Origin of the sequence: Lichenifustis flavocetrariae (assembly GCF_026130545.1) — a bacterium.
Classification (GTDB): domain Bacteria; phylum Pseudomonadota; class Alphaproteobacteria; order Rhizobiales; family Beijerinckiaceae; genus Lichenihabitans; species Lichenihabitans flavocetrariae.
On record NZ_JAMOIM010000018.1, the window covers coordinates 31,457 to 50,477 of the forward strand.

At 63.7% G+C, this 19,021-nt stretch carries 15 protein-coding genes; 12 read left to right on the forward strand and 3 right to left on the reverse strand.

The annotated features are described in order from the left end of the window. Window positions 1-48: 48 nt before the first annotated feature. Complete coding sequence (locus M8523_RS22520; RefSeq protein ID WP_282587155.1) at window positions 49-1,134, reverse strand: ABC transporter substrate-binding protein; 1,086 nt, start codon at window positions 1,132-1,134, stop codon at window positions 49-51. Between the two features lie 46 nt (window positions 1,135-1,180). Further along, window positions 1,181-2,083 (reverse strand): ABC transporter permease, encoded by a 903-nt coding sequence (locus M8523_RS22525; RefSeq protein WP_282587156.1) that lies wholly within the window; start codon window positions 2,081-2,083, stop codon window positions 1,181-1,183. Between the two features lie 224 nt (window positions 2,084-2,307). On the opposite strand from M8523_RS22525, the gene M8523_RS22530 reads away from it, so the two are divergent. From M8523_RS22530 to M8523_RS22550, 5 genes are all read left to right on the forward strand, one after another. Further along, on the forward strand, window positions 2,308-3,024 hold the full coding sequence (locus M8523_RS22530; protein WP_282587157.1) for a FadR/GntR family transcriptional regulator: 717 nt from the start codon (window positions 2,308-2,310) through the stop codon (window positions 3,022-3,024). A 41-nt stretch (window positions 3,025-3,065) separates the two neighbouring features. Further along, window positions 3,066-4,262, forward strand: a complete 1,197-nt coding sequence (locus M8523_RS22535; RefSeq protein WP_282587158.1) for a mandelate racemase/muconate lactonizing enzyme family protein — start codon at window positions 3,066-3,068, stop codon at window positions 4,260-4,262. Further along, window positions 4,259-5,029 (forward strand): SDR family oxidoreductase, encoded by a 771-nt coding sequence (locus M8523_RS22540; RefSeq protein WP_282587159.1) that lies wholly within the window; start codon window positions 4,259-4,261, stop codon window positions 5,027-5,029. The genes M8523_RS22535 and M8523_RS22540 overlap by 4 nt, the downstream gene beginning before the upstream one ends. Window positions 5,030-5,078: 49 nt before the next feature. After that, window positions 5,079-6,113, forward strand: coding sequence for an L-idonate 5-dehydrogenase (locus M8523_RS22545; RefSeq protein WP_282587160.1), 1,035 nt, complete (start codon window positions 5,079-5,081; stop codon window positions 6,111-6,113). Window positions 6,114-6,211: 98 nt separating this feature from the next. Then, window positions 6,212-7,543, forward strand: a complete 1,332-nt coding sequence (locus M8523_RS22550) for an MFS transporter (protein ID WP_345894283.1) — start codon at window positions 6,212-6,214, stop codon at window positions 7,541-7,543. Between the two features lie 222 nt (window positions 7,544-7,765). Here M8523_RS22550 and M8523_RS22555 read toward each other — a convergent pair whose 3' ends face one another. Further along, entirely contained in the window at window positions 7,766-8,728 is a 963-nt protein-coding gene (locus M8523_RS22555) for a MurR/RpiR family transcriptional regulator (RefSeq protein WP_282587162.1), read from the reverse strand. A 226-nt stretch (window positions 8,729-8,954) separates the two neighbouring features. On the opposite strand from M8523_RS22555, the gene M8523_RS22560 reads away from it, so the two are divergent. The 7 genes from M8523_RS22560 (at window position 8,955) to M8523_RS22590 (ending at window position 18,892) form a co-directional block, all read left to right on the forward strand. Further along, window positions 8,955-9,983 (forward strand): substrate-binding domain-containing protein, encoded by a 1,029-nt coding sequence (locus tag M8523_RS22560; protein ID WP_428351076.1) that lies wholly within the window; start codon window positions 8,955-8,957, stop codon window positions 9,981-9,983. Between the two features lie 157 nt (window positions 9,984-10,140). After that, window positions 10,141-11,211, forward strand: coding sequence for an ABC transporter permease (locus M8523_RS22565; RefSeq protein ID WP_282587163.1), 1,071 nt, complete (start codon window positions 10,141-10,143; stop codon window positions 11,209-11,211). Further along, window positions 11,208-11,987 carry an ATP-binding cassette domain-containing protein gene (locus M8523_RS22570; RefSeq protein WP_282587164.1) on the forward strand — a complete coding sequence of 260 codons (780 nt, stop codon included), beginning with the start codon at window positions 11,208-11,210 and terminating at the stop codon, window positions 11,985-11,987. Before M8523_RS22565 ends, M8523_RS22570 begins: the two co-directional genes overlap by 4 nt. A gap of 29 nt (window positions 11,988-12,016) precedes the next feature. Continuing rightward, entirely contained in the window at window positions 12,017-13,018 is a 1,002-nt protein-coding gene (locus M8523_RS22575) for a hypothetical protein (protein WP_282587165.1), read from the forward strand. A gap of 73 nt (window positions 13,019-13,091) precedes the next feature. Beyond that, window positions 13,092-14,105 (forward strand): carbohydrate kinase family protein, encoded by a 1,014-nt coding sequence (locus tag M8523_RS22580; protein ID WP_282587166.1) that lies wholly within the window; start codon window positions 13,092-13,094, stop codon window positions 14,103-14,105. A 352-nt stretch (window positions 14,106-14,457) separates the two neighbouring features. Continuing rightward, a complete protein-coding gene (locus M8523_RS22585) occupies window positions 14,458-15,600 on the forward strand; it encodes an efflux RND transporter periplasmic adaptor subunit (protein ID WP_282587167.1) in 1,143 nt (380 codons plus the stop codon). A 112-nt stretch (window positions 15,601-15,712) separates the two neighbouring features. Beyond that, window positions 15,713-18,892, forward strand: coding sequence for an efflux RND transporter permease subunit (locus M8523_RS22590; RefSeq protein ID WP_282587168.1), 3,180 nt, complete (start codon window positions 15,713-15,715; stop codon window positions 18,890-18,892). The last annotated feature ends 129 nt before the right edge of the window (window positions 18,893-19,021 follow it).

Sequence of the window (19,021 nt, forward strand, 5' to 3'; positions counted from 1 at the left end):
TGGTGGGTGACCCGCCTCCCAGCCAGGCGGGTCGCGTCATGGTGAGGCTCAGCTGAACAGCTTCTTGAGTTCCTCGTCTGTCAGCAGCGTGTCGACGAAAACGCCGTCCGGCAGGTCCTTCTTCATGAACTGCTGATAGTTGCTGCCGTCGATCAGGATCGGGTCGATGATCTGCCGCTTCGGCACATCCTGGCCGGACAGCAGCTTGACGGCGGTGCGGAGGGCGACGACGCCCTCCCACGACGGCTCGGATACGCAGCCGATCTTGAACTTCGGGTTTTTTTCCTTCTCGGCGTCATAGAGCTTGAAGAGGCCGTTGTAGTCGTCGCCGGTCGCCGGAACGAGCGGGCGATTGGCGGCGATCAACGCCTTCAATGCGCCTGCTGCATCCTGGCCGCCGTCGCACCAAATGCCATCGATCTCGGGATAGGCGGCGATGAGGTCGGCCATGACGACCTTGGCCTTGTCCTCCTGCCAGGACGCATCCTTGAATGCGAGAACCTCGATGCCGGGGCCGAACTGGGTCTGCGCACCCGCCCAGCAATCGGCGGTATAGGAGTTGCCGGGAAGACCGCCGAGGGCGACGATCTTGCCCTTTCCACCGAGGAAACCATTCAACGCCTTGCCGGTGGTTGCACCCTTGCGCTTGGGGTCGGTGCCGATGAAGGCCGTCCAGTTCTCGCCCTCCACCGGCAGGTTGAACGGGATGGTGGGGATGCCGGCGCGGGTCGCCTTGCGGAGGGCAGGCACGACGGCCGTGCTGGAATTGGGAATGCATAGCAGGGCATCGACGTTCTGCGAGATCAGGTCTTCGATGTCGTTGACCTGCTTGGAGATGTCACCCTGGCCATCGACCACGATAAGATCGTACTTGTCAGCATTGGCCTTGGCCTCGCTCTGCATAGAAGTGAGGCATTCCGTCCGCCAGGTATTCCCGGAGAAGCCATTGGAAAAGCCGATGCGCAGCTTACCGGATTTCTGGACCCCCTTGGCCATTTCCGGAGAACCGTCGATCTTGGCGCTGCTGATCGCGTCCGCAAGGGCGAGACCGCCGGTCGCTACGAACAGCCCCGCCGCCGAAGCGCCGAGACCGAGCCGCAGGGCGGTCCGGCGGTCGATGTTGGAATGCGTCATTTTCGTTTTCCTCCATTGATGGTGCCGTTGCGCGGCACCTTGTTGCTCAGGCGGTTCCGCGCGAGCCGATCATCCGGTAGGCCACGACGCTCAACGCGATCAGCACGCCCTGGATGACGTATTGCGCGCCCGTCGAAACCTGGGCGACATTGGTGAAGCTTGTGAGTTCTGTGACGAAGAGCGCTCCGGCGATGGTGGCCGTCACACTGCCGATGCCGCCGGTCAGGGCCGTGCCGCCGACCACGACCGCGACGACCGACGTCAGCAGGAACTGGTTGCCGATGCCGAGGCTCGGATTGCCCACATAAGCGGTTATAAGGAGACCGCCGAGCACTGCCAGGGTCGCGCTCAGGGCATAGGCGGCGACCAGCACGCTGCGGGTCGGCACGCCCATGAGGCGCGCCGCGGTCTCGTTGGCGCCCACCGCATAGACCCAGCGGCCAAAGGTCGTGCGGCGCATGGCGAAGGCGACGCCTAGAGTGATCACGATCCAGCAGATCGCGCTGGCAGGTAGGCCGAAGGCGGAACCCTGCCCGATGACGTTGAAGGCTCCGGCTGCGGCGCCGTGCGGCGCGCCGCCGGTAAAGACCAAGGCCGCACCGAACAGGATCGAGTTCATCGCGAGCGTGGCGATGATGGGTGCGACGCGCAGCACCGCGATCAGGATCCCGTTGACGATGCCGACCACGGCGCCGGCCACGAGGCAGCACAGGACGGCCGGAAGGATCCGCGAATCCTGGCCCAACATCACGCTGGTCGCGATGATGTTGGTCATGGTCACCACACCGGCGACCGAGAGGTCGATTCCGCCGGTCAGCAACGCCAACGTTTGTCCCGTCGCCACGAGGCCGAGGAAGGCCGTGACCTGCAGGATGTTCAGCATTTGCGCCGGCTTGAGCATGGCCGGCGATACGATCGCGGCGACGACGTAGAGCAAAACCACAGCCACCCACACGGGTGAGCGGCGTAATAGCGTGGATGCTCTTTGCCCCAACATCGATCGGGATCTCCGCCACAGCCGATATCGCCGGACAACCTTTAGGGGACCGACCTCGGCAGCCAGCGCGCTATATCACAGGCAATTGACCGTTGACAAATAGCTTCTGGGGTCTTCAATGATCGAAACAGCTCAACCTATCTGAGAGGTCGGCGGTATTGTTGAGTGGACTTGCCATGATTGATCCGCAATCCGCCGATCCGCGCGCCGCCAGCCTCGTCGATCGACTGATGGCGGATGTCTGCGACCACATCCGCGTCAACGGCCTGGAGCCCGGCGCAGTGCTGCCGAGCGAAGCCGATTTCGCGAGCCGGGCGGGCGTGTCTCGCGCGGTTGCCCGAGAGGGGTTCCGGGGCCTCGCCGCATTGAAGCTGATCGATGTGGGAAACGGCCGTCGCGCCCGTGTGGCGCAAACCGACGACAGCGTCCTCAGCCTCATGATCGACCACGCGGTCCACACCAAGCAGATCCGCATTCAGCAGATCCTCGATGTGCGCCGCACTATCGAACTCCGGACCGTAGCGCTGGCGGCCCTGAGGCGGAGCGATCGCGAGGCCACCGACATCGTCGATCTCGCGGCCACCATGCGCGCGAACCTCGCGCAACCCGAAAAGGTCATGGACGCCGATATCGCGTTCCATGAGGCGATCGCCAAAGCCTCGCGCAATCCGATGTTCGCGCTGCTGGTCGGTTCGTTTCGCGTCGTGACGCGGGAGACCTGGCCGATCGGCTGGGCCACGCGGTTCAATCAGGCCAGCCAGGTCGAGAACATCGACTGTCATGACTCTATCGCGCGCGCCATCCGCGATCGCGACATGCGCGCCGCCGAATCGGCGATGGCCCATCACTTCGATTCTGCCATCAAGACACTGGTCGACGCGGGTGTGATCTAGCGCATGCCCACGCATCCGGCTGAACACTCCCCAGGACTGCCATGAAGATCACTGCGATCGAGACGCTCTACGCCCGCGAATTTGCGAATGTGATGTGGGTGCGCCTGCACACGGACGCCGGCGTCATCGGCCTGGGCGAAACCTTCTATGTCGCCGCAGCGGTTTCGGCCCACATCCACGACACCTTGGCTTCACGTCTACTCGGCAAGGATCCATCCTGCATCGAGGCGATCAACCGCGACATGGTCGATCTGCCCTTGGCGCAGGCGAGCACCGGCGCCGAATTCCGCGCCGCCTCGGCGATCGACATCGCGCTCTACGACCTATGGGGGAAGGCGACCAACCAGCCGGTGCACCAGCTGCTTGGCGGCCTCTGCTGGGACAAGCTGCGCGTCTACAACACCTGCGCGGGCTACGGGTATGTCCGCAACCGGGACATCCGCACCGTCAATACGTGGAACATCGGCGCGGACGGCCCCTACGAGGACCTGCAGGGCTTCACCACCGACGCCGGGGCCCTGGCCGAGAACCTGCTCGAAAGCGGCATCACGGCCATGAAGATCTGGCCCTTCGATCCGATCGCACGGCAAACCGGCGGTATCGACATTTCCGCCGCCCAGCTCAGGGAGGGGTTGAAGCCCTTCGAGCTCATCCGGAGCCGCGTCGGCGACCGGATGGACATTATGGTGGAGTTCCATTCGCTGTGGAACCTGACAACCGCCAAGCGGATCGCCAAAGCGCTCGAGCCCTATGCGCCGACCTGGTACGAGGACCCGATCCGCATGAATTCCAGCGGCGCCCTGGCCGAATATGCGCGCTCCACCACGGTGCCGGTCTGCGCCAGCGAGACACTGGGCTCACGCTTCGCCTACAAGGACATGCTCGACAAGGACGCCATCGGGGTCGTCATGGTCGACCTCTGCTGGACGGGCGGCTTGACGGAAGGCCGCAAGATCGCGGCGCTCGCCGACCTCTACCACAAGCCTTTCGCGCCACATGACTGCACCGGCCCGGTTGGCTTCGCGGCGGCCGTGCATGCTTCCTTCAGCCAGCCCAACACCCTGATCCAGGAATCGGTGCGGGCTTTCTATACCGGCTGGTACAAGGAACTGGTCACCGCTGTGCCGGTGATCCGCGACGGCTATGTCTATCCCATGGAGGGACCGGGCCTCGGCACGGACCTCCTGCCCGCCGTTTTCGAACGGTCGGACCTCGTCGTGCGCCGGAGCGAAGCATGAAGACCCCCCAACTCTTCGATCTTTCCGGCAAGACCGCTCTGATCACGGGCTCCTCCGGCGGCCTCGGCTTCGCCATGGCGCGCGGCCTCGCCGAGGCGGGCGCCACCCTTGTTCTCAACGGACGGGACCAGGACAAGCTGAAGGCGGCGGTGCGCACGCTCGCGGACGAGGGGCACAAAGTGTCGGCGGAGGCCTTCGACGTCACCGATGAGGCGGCGGTCACGGCGGCATTCGCCCGTTTCGACACTGCCGGGGCCGCGATCGACATCCTGGTCAACAACGCCGGCATCCAGTTTCGCAAGCCGCTGGTCGACCTCGCGGTCGCCGATTGGCGCCGCGTGATCGAGACCAACCTCACCAGCGCCTTCCTGATCGGGCGGGAGGCGGCCAAGCGCATGATCGCGCGCGGCGGCGGCAAGATCATCAACATCGGATCGCTCACGAGCGAGGTCGCCCGTGCAACGGTGGCGCCCTATACGGCGGCCAAGGGTGGCATCAAGCTGCTGACCCGATCGATGGCGGCCGAGTGGGCCGCGCACAACATTCAGGCCAACGCGATCGGCCCCGGTTACATCCTGACGGAGATGAACAAGGCGCTCATCGAGAACCAGAGCTTCGACGCCTGGGTCAAGGGTCGCACACCCACCGGACGGTGGGGAACACCCGACGACCTGATCGGCGCGGCCGTCTTCCTGGCCTCCCCGGCTTCGGCCTATGTCAACGGCCACATCTTATATGTCGACGGCGGCATGCTGGCCGTCCTTTGACACCGCGGACGGTCTGGGCGATCCGCTTCAACACCTAGGAACAAGCATCATGCGCGGCGTCGTCGTCCATGCCCCAAAAGACCTCAGGATCGAGGAGGTCCCCCAGCAGAGCCTCGGGCCGACCGATGTCCGGGTCCGCATTGCGGCAGGCGGCATCTGCGGGTCGGATCTGCATTATTTCAACCACGGCGGCACGGGCGCGATCCGCATCCGGGAACCGATGGTGCTCGGCCATGAAGTCTCCGGCACCGTGGCGGAGATCGGCAGCGGAGTAACCCGGGTTGCGGTCGGCGCCCGGGTCGCCGTCAACCCGAGTCGCGCCTGCGGGCGTTGCGTTCGTTGCCAGCAAGGACTGCACAACCATTGCTTCGACATGCGCTTTATCGGCAGCGCCATGCGTTTTCCCCACATTCAGGGCGGCTTCCGCGAAAACCTCGTGGTGCACGAGACCCAGGCCGTGCCGGTGGCCGATCAGGTCGGCATGGGGGAGGCCGCCATGGCCGAACCGCTCGCGGTCTGCCTTCATGCCGTCGAGCGCGCCGGACCCTTGAGCGGGCGCAGGGTCCTGGTGACGGGCTGCGGACCGATCGGCGCCCTCGTGATCATGGCGGCCCGGCTGGCGGGGGCCGCCACCGTGGTCGCCACCGATGTACAGGATTTCGCGCTCGCGGCGGCGGTCATGGCGGGCGCCGACGAGGCATTCAACACGGCAATGGCGCCGGACGCCCTTGACCGATTTGTCGCCCAGGCCGGTCCCTTCGACGTGCTGTTCGAGGCGTCGGGCAATGCGTTGGCCCTAAGAGCTGCAATCCTGCATCTGCATCCTCGCGGCATCGTGGTCCAACTTGGTCTGGGCGGCGATATCCCGCTGCCGATCAACATCCTGGTCACGCGTGAGATCGACCTGCGCGGCACCTTCCGGTTCGACACGGAATTCGACCTCGCCGTCGCCTTGATGAACACGGGCCGAATCAACGTGCGGCCGCTGCTCAGCGCGACATTGCCCTTTGAGGACGCTGAGGCGGCGTTCGGCCTCGCGGGCGATCGATCGCGCGCCGTGAAGGTGCAACTCAGCTTCGTTTGACGCGGCCGGGACCGCAGGGCAAGTTTGTATTCGAAGGCCGGCCCAGAGAGGCGGCAGTGAGGGAGGGAATATTGTTGGCGACTCCGCAGCAGAGCGCAATGGACGGCGCGGTCCGCCATCTGGTGAGCAACTACAACCCCAAAGGCAATCGAGTCGGCTGGCTGATGCTGGCCTCGATTCTCGTCGAGGCCTGGGACCTTTACTCCATCGCCTTCGTGCTGGTTTTCATCAAGGACCAGTACCATCCCGATCCTCTGCTGCTGGGTCTCGCGGCGGCCGGCACTCAGGGCGGAGCCCTGGTGGGAGCGCTGATCGGCGGATGGCTGTCCGACAGGATCGGCCGCCGCATCATGTTTCTGACCACAATGGTGCTATTCATCGTGCTGGCCCTGGCGCAGGCCTTCGTGACCAGCGTCGGCCTGCTGGTCGTGGTGCGCTTCCTCCTCGGCGTGCCCCTCGGGAGCGACATCTCGAACGGCTACACCTACATCATGGAATCGATGCCCAAAGGGCAGCGCGAGGTGATGGGCAACCGGTGGCAGTTCATGTTCGCGCTCGGCGAAATCATGACGCTGGCCGTGATCGCCGTCTTCCTGCTGGTGAACCTCAATCACGAGATGATCTGGCGGGTGACGCTTGGGCTCGGCGCCGTGCCGGCCCTGGTGATCCTCCTGATGCGGCACGATCTGCCGGAAACGGCAGTCTGGCTGATCCGCCGCGGCCGATTCCGCGAGGCCAAGCAGGTCTCGACCCAGCTCTACGGCGACAGCCTGGCCATGCTGCCCGACCAGGACATCGTCGTGCCAAGGCCGCGGGCCTCAGCCTTCCTGGCCGACATCCGACGTGATCCTATCCGCTGGCGCGCCACTCTCTACGGATGGATCGCCTGCTTCTGCCAGGGCAGCGAGTTCTCGACCTTCGCGTTCTATCTGCCGGTGCTGTTCGTGATGGTCGGCGTCTCGTCCATCCTGGGCATCAACCTCGTCACAATGGCGCTCTACGTCGTCGCCGCCATCGCCGGATGGATCGGACCGATGATCACGCCACGCATCGGCCAGCGCGGCATCAGCATTGCTGGCTTCGCGATCGTCCTCGTCTCGCTGCTGGTAGCGGCGGGCGCGCTCTATACCGGCAACACGATGCTGCTGCCCTTCGCCGCCGCCGCCATGCTGTGGGGCCACTACTGGGATGCCTCAAACTGCATGACGATCCCGACCGTGGTTGCGAGGCCCGAATATCGCGGCACGGCGAGCGGTTTCGCCTACATGTTCGTGAAGCTCCCGTCATTTCTCGCCATCTTCCTGTTTCCATCCCTCTTCGCCGCGGTCGGGCAGGCCGCGGCGACGCTGATGGTCGCGATATTCCCCCTCGTCGGACTGCTGGCCGCCATCTTCATCCTGCCGGAGATCTACGGGTTCGAAAACGACTGACGGCCCGGCCGTTCAGCCGGGTGACTCAGGAGGTTGGAGCCGGCCGGCCTTACATCGTCCCTTGATCAGCTTCAGGCGGACAATTTAGGGTCACTAGGCCGACTTCGCTAACGCAAACGGAAACCGGCGTTCGGACCGGGTCTTCAGCCCCTACAACGACGCAGTCCCGCACCGCTGCAATGCTTGAAGCTATCCTGAGCGCAACCCGCTCCCACTTCTAGATTAGACAAGCCGCTGTGGTCTGGCACGCTTGGGCATGTCGGGAAGGCGCTTTTTGGCGATTTCCCGGTCGTGCACCGCGATGCTCCGGTCCAGTTGCTCGCGGTCGGGATGCTGGAGTGCAAGCGCGACGCAGATCATTTCGATGATCGCCAGTTGCGATGTGCGCGTGCCGATCGTTTCGTGCGCGATGGGCGATCGTCGCACGGCGGAAATCAGCATGATGTCGGTCGTCGTGGCGACCGGGCTGTTTCGGTCACTCGTGATCGCCAGCCGCTTGGCACCGCGAGCCCCCGCCGCCTGCAGGGTTTCCACGAGATCGCGTGTTCGGCCGGAGCAGCTGATGCCGAGGAATAGGTTGCTGGGGCGGGCATTCGCGGTCACGGCCGCCAGCACATGCGGATCGGAATGGACGCTCGCCGTGAACCCCAGGTAGAGGAGCCGCTGGTAGGCATCGAAGGCCACCGGCGCCGAGCTGCCGAAGCCGACGAGGTGGATGTGGTCGGCCACCAGCAAGGCGTCGACAGCCTCCTGCAGGGCGGGCAGCGCCACGAGGCTCATCGTTTTCAGCAGCGCCTCCGAATTGACCTCGATCACGCGACGCATGACGGCGGCCAGCGGATGTTCGTCGCACGCGCCCTGTTGCAGCCGTGGATGGACCAGTTGCGCCCCGAGGGCGAGCCCTCGTCCCTCCGCGAGGGCATTGCGAAGGTCCCGGTACCCTGTGAGTCCAAGGAGCTTGCAGAACCGGAACACCGTCGTCTCGCTGACCTGGCTTGCCGAAGCGACTGACGAAATAGACAGGCTCGCCGCGCGTGTCTGGTTGTCGATCATCCACTGCGAAAGCCGCGCCATGGTGCGGTCGGGAGACCGGGAAGCCGAAACGAGCTTCTGAAAGATATCGACCGCGCGGGAACCGATGCCCGGATCGCCAGTCATGGATGGGTCCACACTCGCTTCAGCCATATGCCGATCCTTCGACGCCAACGACTATTCCTCTGTCGCCTGCCGCATTCCTCGCTCAAAGTGCGTGGATCTCGGTTCGTTCGGACCAGGGTAAACTTTTTTCTCAACTCTCCGCCCGAAAAAATTTTCCGAGTCGAGCATGCGGGCCAGTTGCGTTGAAGCGTCATCTCGGCCAAGCTTCGGCCTGGGTCTGCCCATCGAACGAGGCTGGCCAGGAGGAAACACGATGACCGGTATTTTCAAGCGCCGCATGGCGTTGCTGACGGGTGCTGCGGCTCTCGCGCTGTCGATGGGCACGGCACATGCCGCCGACGCGATCAAGATCGGGCTCGTCACCAAGACCGACTCGAACCCCTTCTTCGCCAAGATGAAGCAGGGCGCGGAACAGAAGGGGAAAGAACTCGGAGTCGAGGTTCAATCATTCGCCGGCAAGTTCGACGGCGACAACGACAGCCAGGTGACGGCGGTCGAGAACCTGATCTCGGCCGGCGTTGCCGGCATTCTGATTACGCCGAGCGACACCAAGGCGATCGTGCCGACCATCCAAGCAGCCCGCAAAGCCGGTATTCTGGTGATTGCGCTCGACACCCCGCTCGACCCGATCGATGCGGCTGACGCAACCTTCGCGACGGACAATTTCAAGGCCGGCGAGCTGATCGGCGGATGGGCCGCGAAGACCGTGAAAGACCCGGCTTCCGCCCGTATCGCCTTCGTGGACGCCATCAAGACGCAACCGACCGTCGACGTGCTGCGCGACCAGGGTTTCATGAAAGGGTTCGGCATCGATATCAAGGACCCGAACCGTTACCTCGACGAGGATGACAAGCGCATCATCGGACACCAGTGGGGCGCGGGTGCGGAAGACGGGGGTCGGACCGGCATGGAGACGCTGATCCAGCAGGATCCCAAGGTCAATGTCATCTACACGATCAACGAGCCGACAGCGGCCGGCGCCTACGAGGCCCTGAAGGCGGCCGGGATCACAGATTTCACGATGACATCCGTGGATGGTGGCTGCCCGGGCGTGAAGAACGTCAAGGCGGGCGTGATCGGCGCCACCTCGATGCAATATCCGCTTCTCATGGCCTCCAAGGGCGTCGAGGCCATCGTGAACTTCAAGAAGACCGGTCAGAAGCCACAGCCCTCGCCGGGGCTGACCTTCTTCAACACGGGCGTGACACTCGTGACCGACAAACCGGTTCCCGGCATCGACTCGATCACGTCGGATGAAGCCCTGACGAAGTGCTGGGGATGAGGTTCGCGTTCCTTCTCCCGTCTACGGGAGAAGGGGCCAGCAGGCGGGTGAGGATCGCCTCGACGCCTGAACCGACCCTCGTTCGACCCGACTGCACCGGGCGTCCTTCTCCCGTTCCTACGGGAGGAGGAGCATATTCTGGGAAAGGACCACAGCAATGAGCGTAGCCGGCGAGCCGCTCGTGGTGGGCGCCACCACGGCCACAGATGAGGCCAATTTCGCCCGTTTCGAAGAGCAGCAGCATACGCCGGTCCGTCGTATGCAACGCGCGCTGCATCGGCATCCGACCATCGTTCCCTTCGTGGTGCTGGCGTTTGGCATTCTTATCTTCAGCGCTATCGTGGGGGCGCGGTTCCTGGCGCCCTTCAACCTGTCGCTGATCCTGCAGCAGGTGACGATCGTCGGCATGATCGGGATCGCCCAGACGCTGGTGATCCTCACCGCCGGCGTCGATCTCTCGGTCGGCGCCATCATGATCCTGGTCACGGTAGTGACCGGGCATCTGGCGGTCACGTCGGGTGTGCCGACTGTGTTCGCGGTTCTCATCGGTCTCGCGATCGGCATGGGATGCGGCGCGATCAATGGCGCGCTGGTCACCTTCGTGCGGCTGCCACCTTTCATCGTGACGCTCGGCACCTGGAGCGTCTACGGCGCGATCTTCCTCTGGTATTCAGGCAGCCAGACAATCCGCTCCCAGGACGTGCTCGCCCACGCCCCCTTCCTCCAGATGACCGGCACGGCCTGGAGCTTCTTCGGCGCCCGATTCACTTTCGGCACGCTGGTCACGGTCATCACCGCGGCCCTGATGTGGTACGTGCTCAATCGCACCGCCTTCGGCCGGCACGTCTACGCGACGGGCGACGACCAGGAGGCGGCACGCCTCGCGGGCATCGACACGCGCCGCACCGTGCTGGCCGTCTACACGCTTGCCGGCCTCATCTGCGCGCTCGGCGCCTGGGTGCTGATCGGCCGCATCGGCGCCATCAGTCCCACCTCTGGCGGATCGGCGAATCTCGACTCGATCACCGCGACGGTCATCGGCGGCACGAGTCTGTTCGGTGGCCGAGGGTCCATCGTCGGCACTCTGGTCGGTGCCCTGATCGTCGGCGTCTTCCGCAACGGCCTTGCGCTCGCCGGGCTCGATGCGCTCTGGCAGGAATTCGCCGTCGGCCTGCTCATCATCGTCGCAGTGGCGCTCGATCAATGGATCCGGAGGGTGTCGGCATGAAAACGCCCGTTCTCGAAGCCCGCGGCCTGTTCAAGCGCTGGGGTCGCGTGGTCGCCATGGATGGCGCCGATTTCGAACTCCGCCAGGATGAGATCCTGGCCGTGATCGGCGACAACGGCGCCGGCAAGTCCACCATGATCAAGGCGCTGGCCGGCGCGATCCGTCCCGACGTCGGTGAGATCCTGCTCGACGGCAAACAGGTCGACTTTCGGACTCCGATGGACGCCCGCAACGCCGGCATCGAAAGCGTGTTCCAGAACCTTGCGCTCTCCCCTGCCCTTTCGATCGCCGACAATCTTTTTCTTGGCCGGGAGATCCGCAAGTCCGGCCCCCTGGGTCGCTGGTTCCGCACCCTCGATCGGTCCGCCATGGCGGCCGAGGCCCGGCGGCAGGTCGGAGCCCTCGGGCTGCACACGATCCAGGACATCCACCAGAAGGTCGAGACGCTGTCGGGCGGCCAGCGCCAGGGTGTTGCAGTGGCACGGGCCTGTGCGTTCGGCGGCCGGGTTGTCATCATGGATGAGCCGACGGCGGCCCTCGGCGTGAAGGAGAGCCGCAAAGTGCTCGACCTGATCCTCGACGTCCGCCGCCGGGGCCTGCCGATCGTTTTGATCTCCCACAACATGCCGCATGTCTTCGAGGTGGCGGACCGCATCCACATTCACCGGCTTGGTCGCCGCCTCGCAGTCGTTCGGCCGAAGGATTTCAGCATGTCGGACATTGTGTCCTTCATGACGGGAGCGTCGGTGCCGCCGCCCGAGCTCTCCGCCGCATGACGCGGCCCCTCCCGAAAAGGATTCGATCGATGCCAACCCCCAAGCGCCTAGACCACAAGCTCGCCAAGATCGTGGCCGGCAGCTACACGCCCAAGGATTTCATCATTGCCGACGCCAAGGATGGCGACATGGCGCTCGGCACAGGCACCTCGGGCCCGGAACTCGGGGCCGACGGCAAGCCGACCGGACGCATGCGGCCGCTTCAAGTCTATCGCGACAATATGGAGAAGATGGTCAGGTCCGACACGATCGACATCATGCTGACGTCGCTGTCTTCGGGCGAGTATCTCACCCGAAAGGGCACTTTTGCCGACAGCGAGGTGACCCCGGCCATCCGGCTCAACGACGGCAGCGACATCTGGCATTGGCGCGGCGCGAACTACAAGCACCTGCCGACGATGCCGTTCCGCACGGCGCGGCTCGACCGCGTGAAGCCAATCGCCGACCTTGGGCTCTATGCGCTCACCTTCTTCAACGACCTCGAGCAGGATCACCGCTCGCTCGACGCCTATGCGCAGTTCCGTGATGAGGCTTCCTCCCAGGGCGTGCGTCACTTTCTCGAAGTGTTCAATCCGCAGTTCGAGGTCAAAGCCAAGGATTCCGACTTCGCGACTTACAACAACGACGCCATCGCGCGCTGCCTCGCGGGCGTATCGCGGCTCGACCGTCCCGTGTTCCTGAAGGTTGTCTACAACGGTCCACGTGCGACCGAGGAACTCGCCTCCTACGATCCCGGCAATCTGATCGTCGGCATCCTGGGTGGGGCTTCATCGACGACGCGCGATACGTTGGAGATGGTGGGTCAGGCGGAGCGCTATGGCGCCCGCGTGGCCCTGTTCGGCCGCAAGATCTTCTTCGCCGAAGATTCGGTGGGCATCGTCCGGGCCATGCGCCGCGTCATCGAAGACCGGATCGGGTCCGAGGAAGCCACCCGGGCCTATCACGACGAACTCGGAAAGGCTGGCATCCGGCCCAAGAAAAGCTTGGCCGACGATCTCGAAATCACCGATCCGTCTTTGAAGTCCGCCTGATTCCGACCGAGTGTGCAGCGAGGTCGCCCGCCGCTGCACGACCAATCGCCCCGATACACGAGTGCTGTCTTCCATGGTTCATTCACGGCGCGGTTTCGTCACTGGGGGATGCTGGTGCGTCGACCGCAACAAGACGATCCCGTTCTGGCCGTCGGAAGACATGTCGGTAGTGGTGTCCGCATCGGTCTTGCGCGGCGGCGGCTCGGCCTGCAACTTCGGGATCGACATCCGTAAACTTGACCCTGAAATGTGGGTCGAGACCATCGGCCTCATTGGGGATGACCCCGAGGGCCGCTTCCTTTTGGAGGAAGCGGCACGCTATGGCATCGAGCACAGCCGGCTTCAGGTCACATCTGACGCGCCGACCCATATCACCGATGCCTTCCAGTCGCTGCAGTCCGGACGACGGACCCATATCTTTCACGATGGTGCCAGCGGTCGCCTATCGCCTGACCATTTCGATTTCGCCGGCACGACCGGGCGTATCCTGCACCTCGGCCTTCCAGGCGTGCACGCCGTGATGGACGCGCCCTGGCACGACGACCCGAACGGTTGGGTCACCGTACTGAAGCGGGCCCGCGCGGCAGGTCTCGCTACCAACCTCGAACTCGTCACCGTGGCACGTGATAAGCTCGCCGCCCTGGCGCGGCCATGCTTGCCCTATCTCGACACGCTGATCGTCAACGATTTCGAGATCGGTGCCCTGGCGGGCATGACCACAGTGAGCGAGGGCGTGACCGACGTGGCCGCCTGCATGACGGCGGCCAGGCATATTCTCGAACAGGGAGCCATGGATGTCGTCGCGGTCCACTACGTTAAAGGGGCTGTGCTGGTCGCGCGCGACGGGACCGAGATAGAGAAGCCGTCCGTCCGCGTCCCTGACGACGCCTACCAGGGGGCCAACGGTGCCGGGGATGCCTTCGCGGCCGGTTTTCTCTATGGTCGCCATGAGGGGTGGAGCTTCGATCGGAGCTTGAGCCTCGCCCATGCGAGCGCGGGCGCCTGCCTACGCTCGATCACCACCGTCGATGGTGTGGACACAGTCGCCGCCTGCATGGCCTTGGCCGAGACTTGGGGCTGGCGGTAACGCGACGCATCGCGGCCGACCGAAGCGTTTCGCCTCAAAAAGACGGTCATACCCAAAAAGGCGAGGCTTACATGTCGCTCCTCAATCCCGCTCAGCGGGATTGAGGCTGCATCCGGTATCCCTGCGAACACGGCTTCCGTCAGCGTGATACCTTGCTTGCCTCGCCTCGGTTTCCTGTTGAAACGTCACGCACCCTGCCCCGGTTGCCATAGCCCCGCTCAGGCTCGATAATAGCCCAAGCGTTTTGAAGCGCGGGGCATGTGGCCCCTCCGTCGCAAATCGAATATATCCTGTTGGATATGTAAGGCTCGCATCTTACCTCACCGGGAATGCGGGATCTGGGAGTGTGCGGATGAAATGCCTGAAACGGCCGATTTGGACGGCCTTTGCAGTTCTGCTGCAGGCGGCGGTCGGGGTCGGCCCGGTGCTGGCACAAGCCCAGCAGCCACCGGCGGCCGTGACGGTCGCCAAACCCGTCGTCAAAGAGGTCATCGAACACGACGACTACACCGGCCGCTTCAACGCGGTGGATTTCGTCGAGGTAAGAGCCCGCGTGACGGGCTATCTCACAAAGATCAACTTCACCGATGGTGCGTTCGTCAAAAAGGGGGACGTTCTGTTTGTGATCGACCAGCGTCCTTACAAGGCTGCGCTCGACCAGGCGAAAGCCGCAGAAGCCTCGGCCAAGGCCCGCGTCTCCTTCTCACAGACCGACCTCGAACGCGCCCAGGCGCTGACGAAGACCGGCAATATCACGGAACAGAGCACCGACCAGCGGCGGCAATCCGCCCTCACCTCGCAGGCCGACCTCGACAGCGCGATGGCCGCCGTGACACAGGCGTCGCTCAACCTCGACTTCACCGAAGTGCGCGCCCCCGTTGCGGGCAAGATCAGCCAGCGCCTGGTGTCCGAGGGCAACATCGTGGTGGCCGATCAGACGCAACTCACCACGATCGTGTCGCTCGATCCGATCTATTTTTCCTTCACGGTGGATGAGCGCTCCTTCCTGGAATATCAAAAGGATCTTGGCATCGGCATGGGACAGACGCTCGGCCAAAACCCGCCGTCCGTGCTGATTTCGCTGACCGGCGAAGACACCCCGACCCACAAGGGCATCCTCGACTTCGTCGACAACAACGTCGACAACGCCACCGGCTCGATCCTGCTGCGAGCGACGGTCGAAAATCATGACACTGCGATCAAGCCAGGCCTGTTCGGTGTCGTGAGCATGCCGGCCTCGAAACCCTATCAGGGCGTGCTGATTCCGGATGAGGCGGTCGCCACCAACCAGGACAAACGCATCGTGTATGTGGTCGGGGCGGACAACACGATCACATCGCGCGAAGTGCGGATCGGCGGCAAGATCGACGGCTACCGCATTGTCCGCAAGGGACTCGATGGGAGTGAGACGATCGTCATTTCCGGCCTGACCCGCGTCCGGCCCGGTGCCAAGGTTGCTCCCGATCTGAAGGTCTTGCCTCAAAGCCGGTCCTGAGCGCGTCGTTCGACGCCCGACGGTCCGTGCTGCTCTTCGTACGCCGGGATGACTGACCCCGGCTCATCGACCGCCCTGCCGAGCCGTTCAGCGGTCGGCGCCGGAGACTCCGATGCGTTTCGCCCATTTCTTCGTCGACCGGCCGATCTTCGCGTCCGTGACTTCGATCGTCCTCCTGATCATCGGCTACGTCGCGTATATCTCACTGCCCGTCGCGCAATATCCGGACATCGTGCCGCCGACCGTCGTGGTGCGGGCGTCCTATCCGGGCGCCAATGCCGAGACCGTGGCGGCCACGATCGCGACGCCCATCGAGCAGGAAATCAACGGCGTCGACAACATGCTCTATATGTCGTCGCTGTCGACCAACGACGGCAACATGCAGTTGACCGTCACATTCAAGCTCGGCACCAATCTCGATATCGCGAACGTGCTGGTGCAGAACCGTTTATCGGTCGCCCAGCCCCGGCTGCCACCCGATGTGCGCAACCTCGGTGTGACTGTCCGTAAGTCCTCGCCCGACCTGATGATGGTCGTGCACATGCTTTCTCCCAAGAACACCTACGACCAGAACTATCTCTCGAATTACATCTATTTGAACGTCCGCGACGAGTTGCTGCGCCTCGACGGCGTCGGTGACATCACGATTTTCGGCGGCAACGAATACGCTCTGCGGGTCTGGCTCGACCCCGACAAGCTGGCTGCCTACGGTCTGTCGACGACCGACGTCGTCAATTCCCTGCAGGAACAGAACGTGCAGGTTGCCTCCGGCGCACTCGGCGCTCCGCCGGCCCCCAAGAGCAACGCGTTCCAACTCGTCGTTCAAACGGAGGGGCGCTTCAAGGACATCAACGAGTTCAAAAGCGTTGTTCTCAAGGCGTCCGAGGGACGGCTCGTCCGGATCCAGGACGTCGCACGAGTCGAACTCGGGCAGAAGGACTACGTCACGCAATCCTTCCTGAACGCACAACCGGCTGTCGGCATCGGCGTCTTTCAGCGCCCCGGCACCAACGCGCTCGAGGCCGCCGCACAGGTCCAGAAGGTGATGCAGGACCTGTCAAAAAACTTTCCGCCCGACGTCGAGTACAAGATTGCCTACAACCCGACGGAATTCATCGCGGAATCCGTGCATGAGGTCTACAAAACCCTCTTTGAAGCGCTGATCCTCGTCGTCATCGTCGTGATCGTGTTCCTGCAGAGCTGGCGCACGGCGCTGATACCTGTGGTTGCGATTCCCGTCTCGCTCGTCGGCACCTTTGCGGTCATGAAGGTGCTCGGCTTTTCGCTCAACAATCTGACGCTGTTCGGCCTGGTGCTTGCCATCGGCATCGTGGTGGATGATGCGATCGTGGTGGTCGAGAACGTCGAGCGCAACATTGCCGAAGGCATGTCGCCGGGAGAGGCGGCCCACAAGACGATGGACGAGGTCGGTGGCGCCGTCGTCGCGATCGCGCTCGTCTTGTCGGCCGTGTTCGTACCGACCGCTTTCATTCCCGGGATTTCGGGCCAGTTCTACCGCCAGTTCGCCCTGACGATCGCCGCGTCCACAATCATCTCGATGGTCAATTCGCTAACCCTGTCCCCCGCGCTCTGCAAACTGTTGCTGAAGCCTCATACGGAACACGGCAAGACGCGTTTCTTCCTGGCGCGTTTCGGCGGCTGGCTCGCGAAAAAGTTTAACGATGGCTTCGATGCGGTCTCGCACGGCTATTCGCGTATCATCCACGCTCTGACCAGCAGGATCGTCGGTCTCGGCGCCATGCTGATCCTCTATGCCGGTGTGATTGCCGGCGTGCTCTATCTGGGAACTACGACACCGACCGGCTTCATACCGCTGCAGGACCAAGGTTATCTGATCGTGGTCATTCAGCTTCCGTCGGGGGCCGCGCTCGAACGCACGACTGCCGTGGTACGCGAAGCCGCGCGCCGCGCCGGTCAAGTGGACGGTGTCGCCAATGCGGTCATCATCTCAGGCTTCGATGGGTCGACCTTCACCAACACGACCAACGGCGCCGTCATGTTTCTGACGCTGAAGCCCTTCGAGGAACGTACCAAGTCACATCGACCCGCCAATGCGATTCTGGCTGATGTGCTGAAGCAGACCTCTCCCATCCAGGAGGCTCGTATCATTGCAATCGCGCCGCCGCCCGTCCGGGGTCTCGGAAACGGCGGCGGCTTCAAGATGCAAATCCAAAGCCGTCAGAGTTCAGATATCTCCTCGCTGCTGGAAGTCGCCGGAAACGTCATCGGGCAGGCCAACCAGGATCCGAGCCTCACGCGCGTCTTCACCACCTTCGGCAACGACACGCCTCAACTGTTTCTCGATATCGACCGCACTAAGGCGCAGATGCTGAACGTGCCGCTCGCCAATCTCTTCTCGACCCTGCAGGTCAACCTCGGCGGCGCCTATATCAACGACTTCAATCTTTTTGGCCGCATCTACCAGGTGCGCGCGCAGGCGGACGCCCCCTTCCGGCTTGAGCCAACCGATATTGAGCGCTTGAAGGTGCGCTCATCGACGGGTGCGCTCGTGCCCATGGGGTCGCTGGTTCGGGTTCGGACTATCGCCGGACCGCAGATCGTCCAGCGCTACAACCTCTATTACTCAGTGCCTGTGCAAGGCGATGCCAAGCCGGGTGTGTCGACGGGAACGTCGTTGACCGCCATGGAACAGATCGCCGCGAAAGCGCTGCCGGAGGGGACGACGTACCAGTGGACCGACATCGCCTACCAGGAGCGCGCAGCCGGTAACACGGCGGTTTACGTCTTCGCGCTTGGCATCGTGTTGGTGTTTCTCGTGCTTGCCGCTCAATATGAATCGTGGACGCTGCCGCTTGCGATTCTACTTGTTGTGCCGACCGGCGTTCTCGCAGCGCTCGCGGGCGTCCAGTTGCGCGGGCAGGATAACAACATCCTGACCCAGATCGGGCTGATCGTGCTCATCGGACTCGCGGCCAAGAACGCCATCTTGATTGTCGAATTCGCGCATCAGCTCGAAGGACAGGAGGGACGCGGGCCGGTGGAAGCGGCCGTCGAAGCGTGCCGCCTGCGCCTGCGGCCCATCCTGATGACGGCCTTCGCGTTCATCCTTGGCGTCGTGCCTCTGGCGATCGCCACGGGACCGGGTGCCGAGATGCGGCAAGCGCTCGGCACCGCTGTGCTGTTCGGGATGCTCGGCGCCACGGTGTTCGGCCTGTTCCTGACCCCCGTCTTCTATGTGACGATTCGCAAAATCCAGAATGGTCTGGGTCGGATGTGGGGCTCCCCTGCGAATCCACCGGCATCGGCTTGAGACTGGCTTCCTCATTCAGGAGGCCGGCCTATCAAGGCCGTCCTGCGAACTCGGCGTTGGGTCGACCGGAGGCAATCCTATTCGACGAACCTCTGAGTTGAGACGCGGACTTCGAGGCGCGTCGCAATG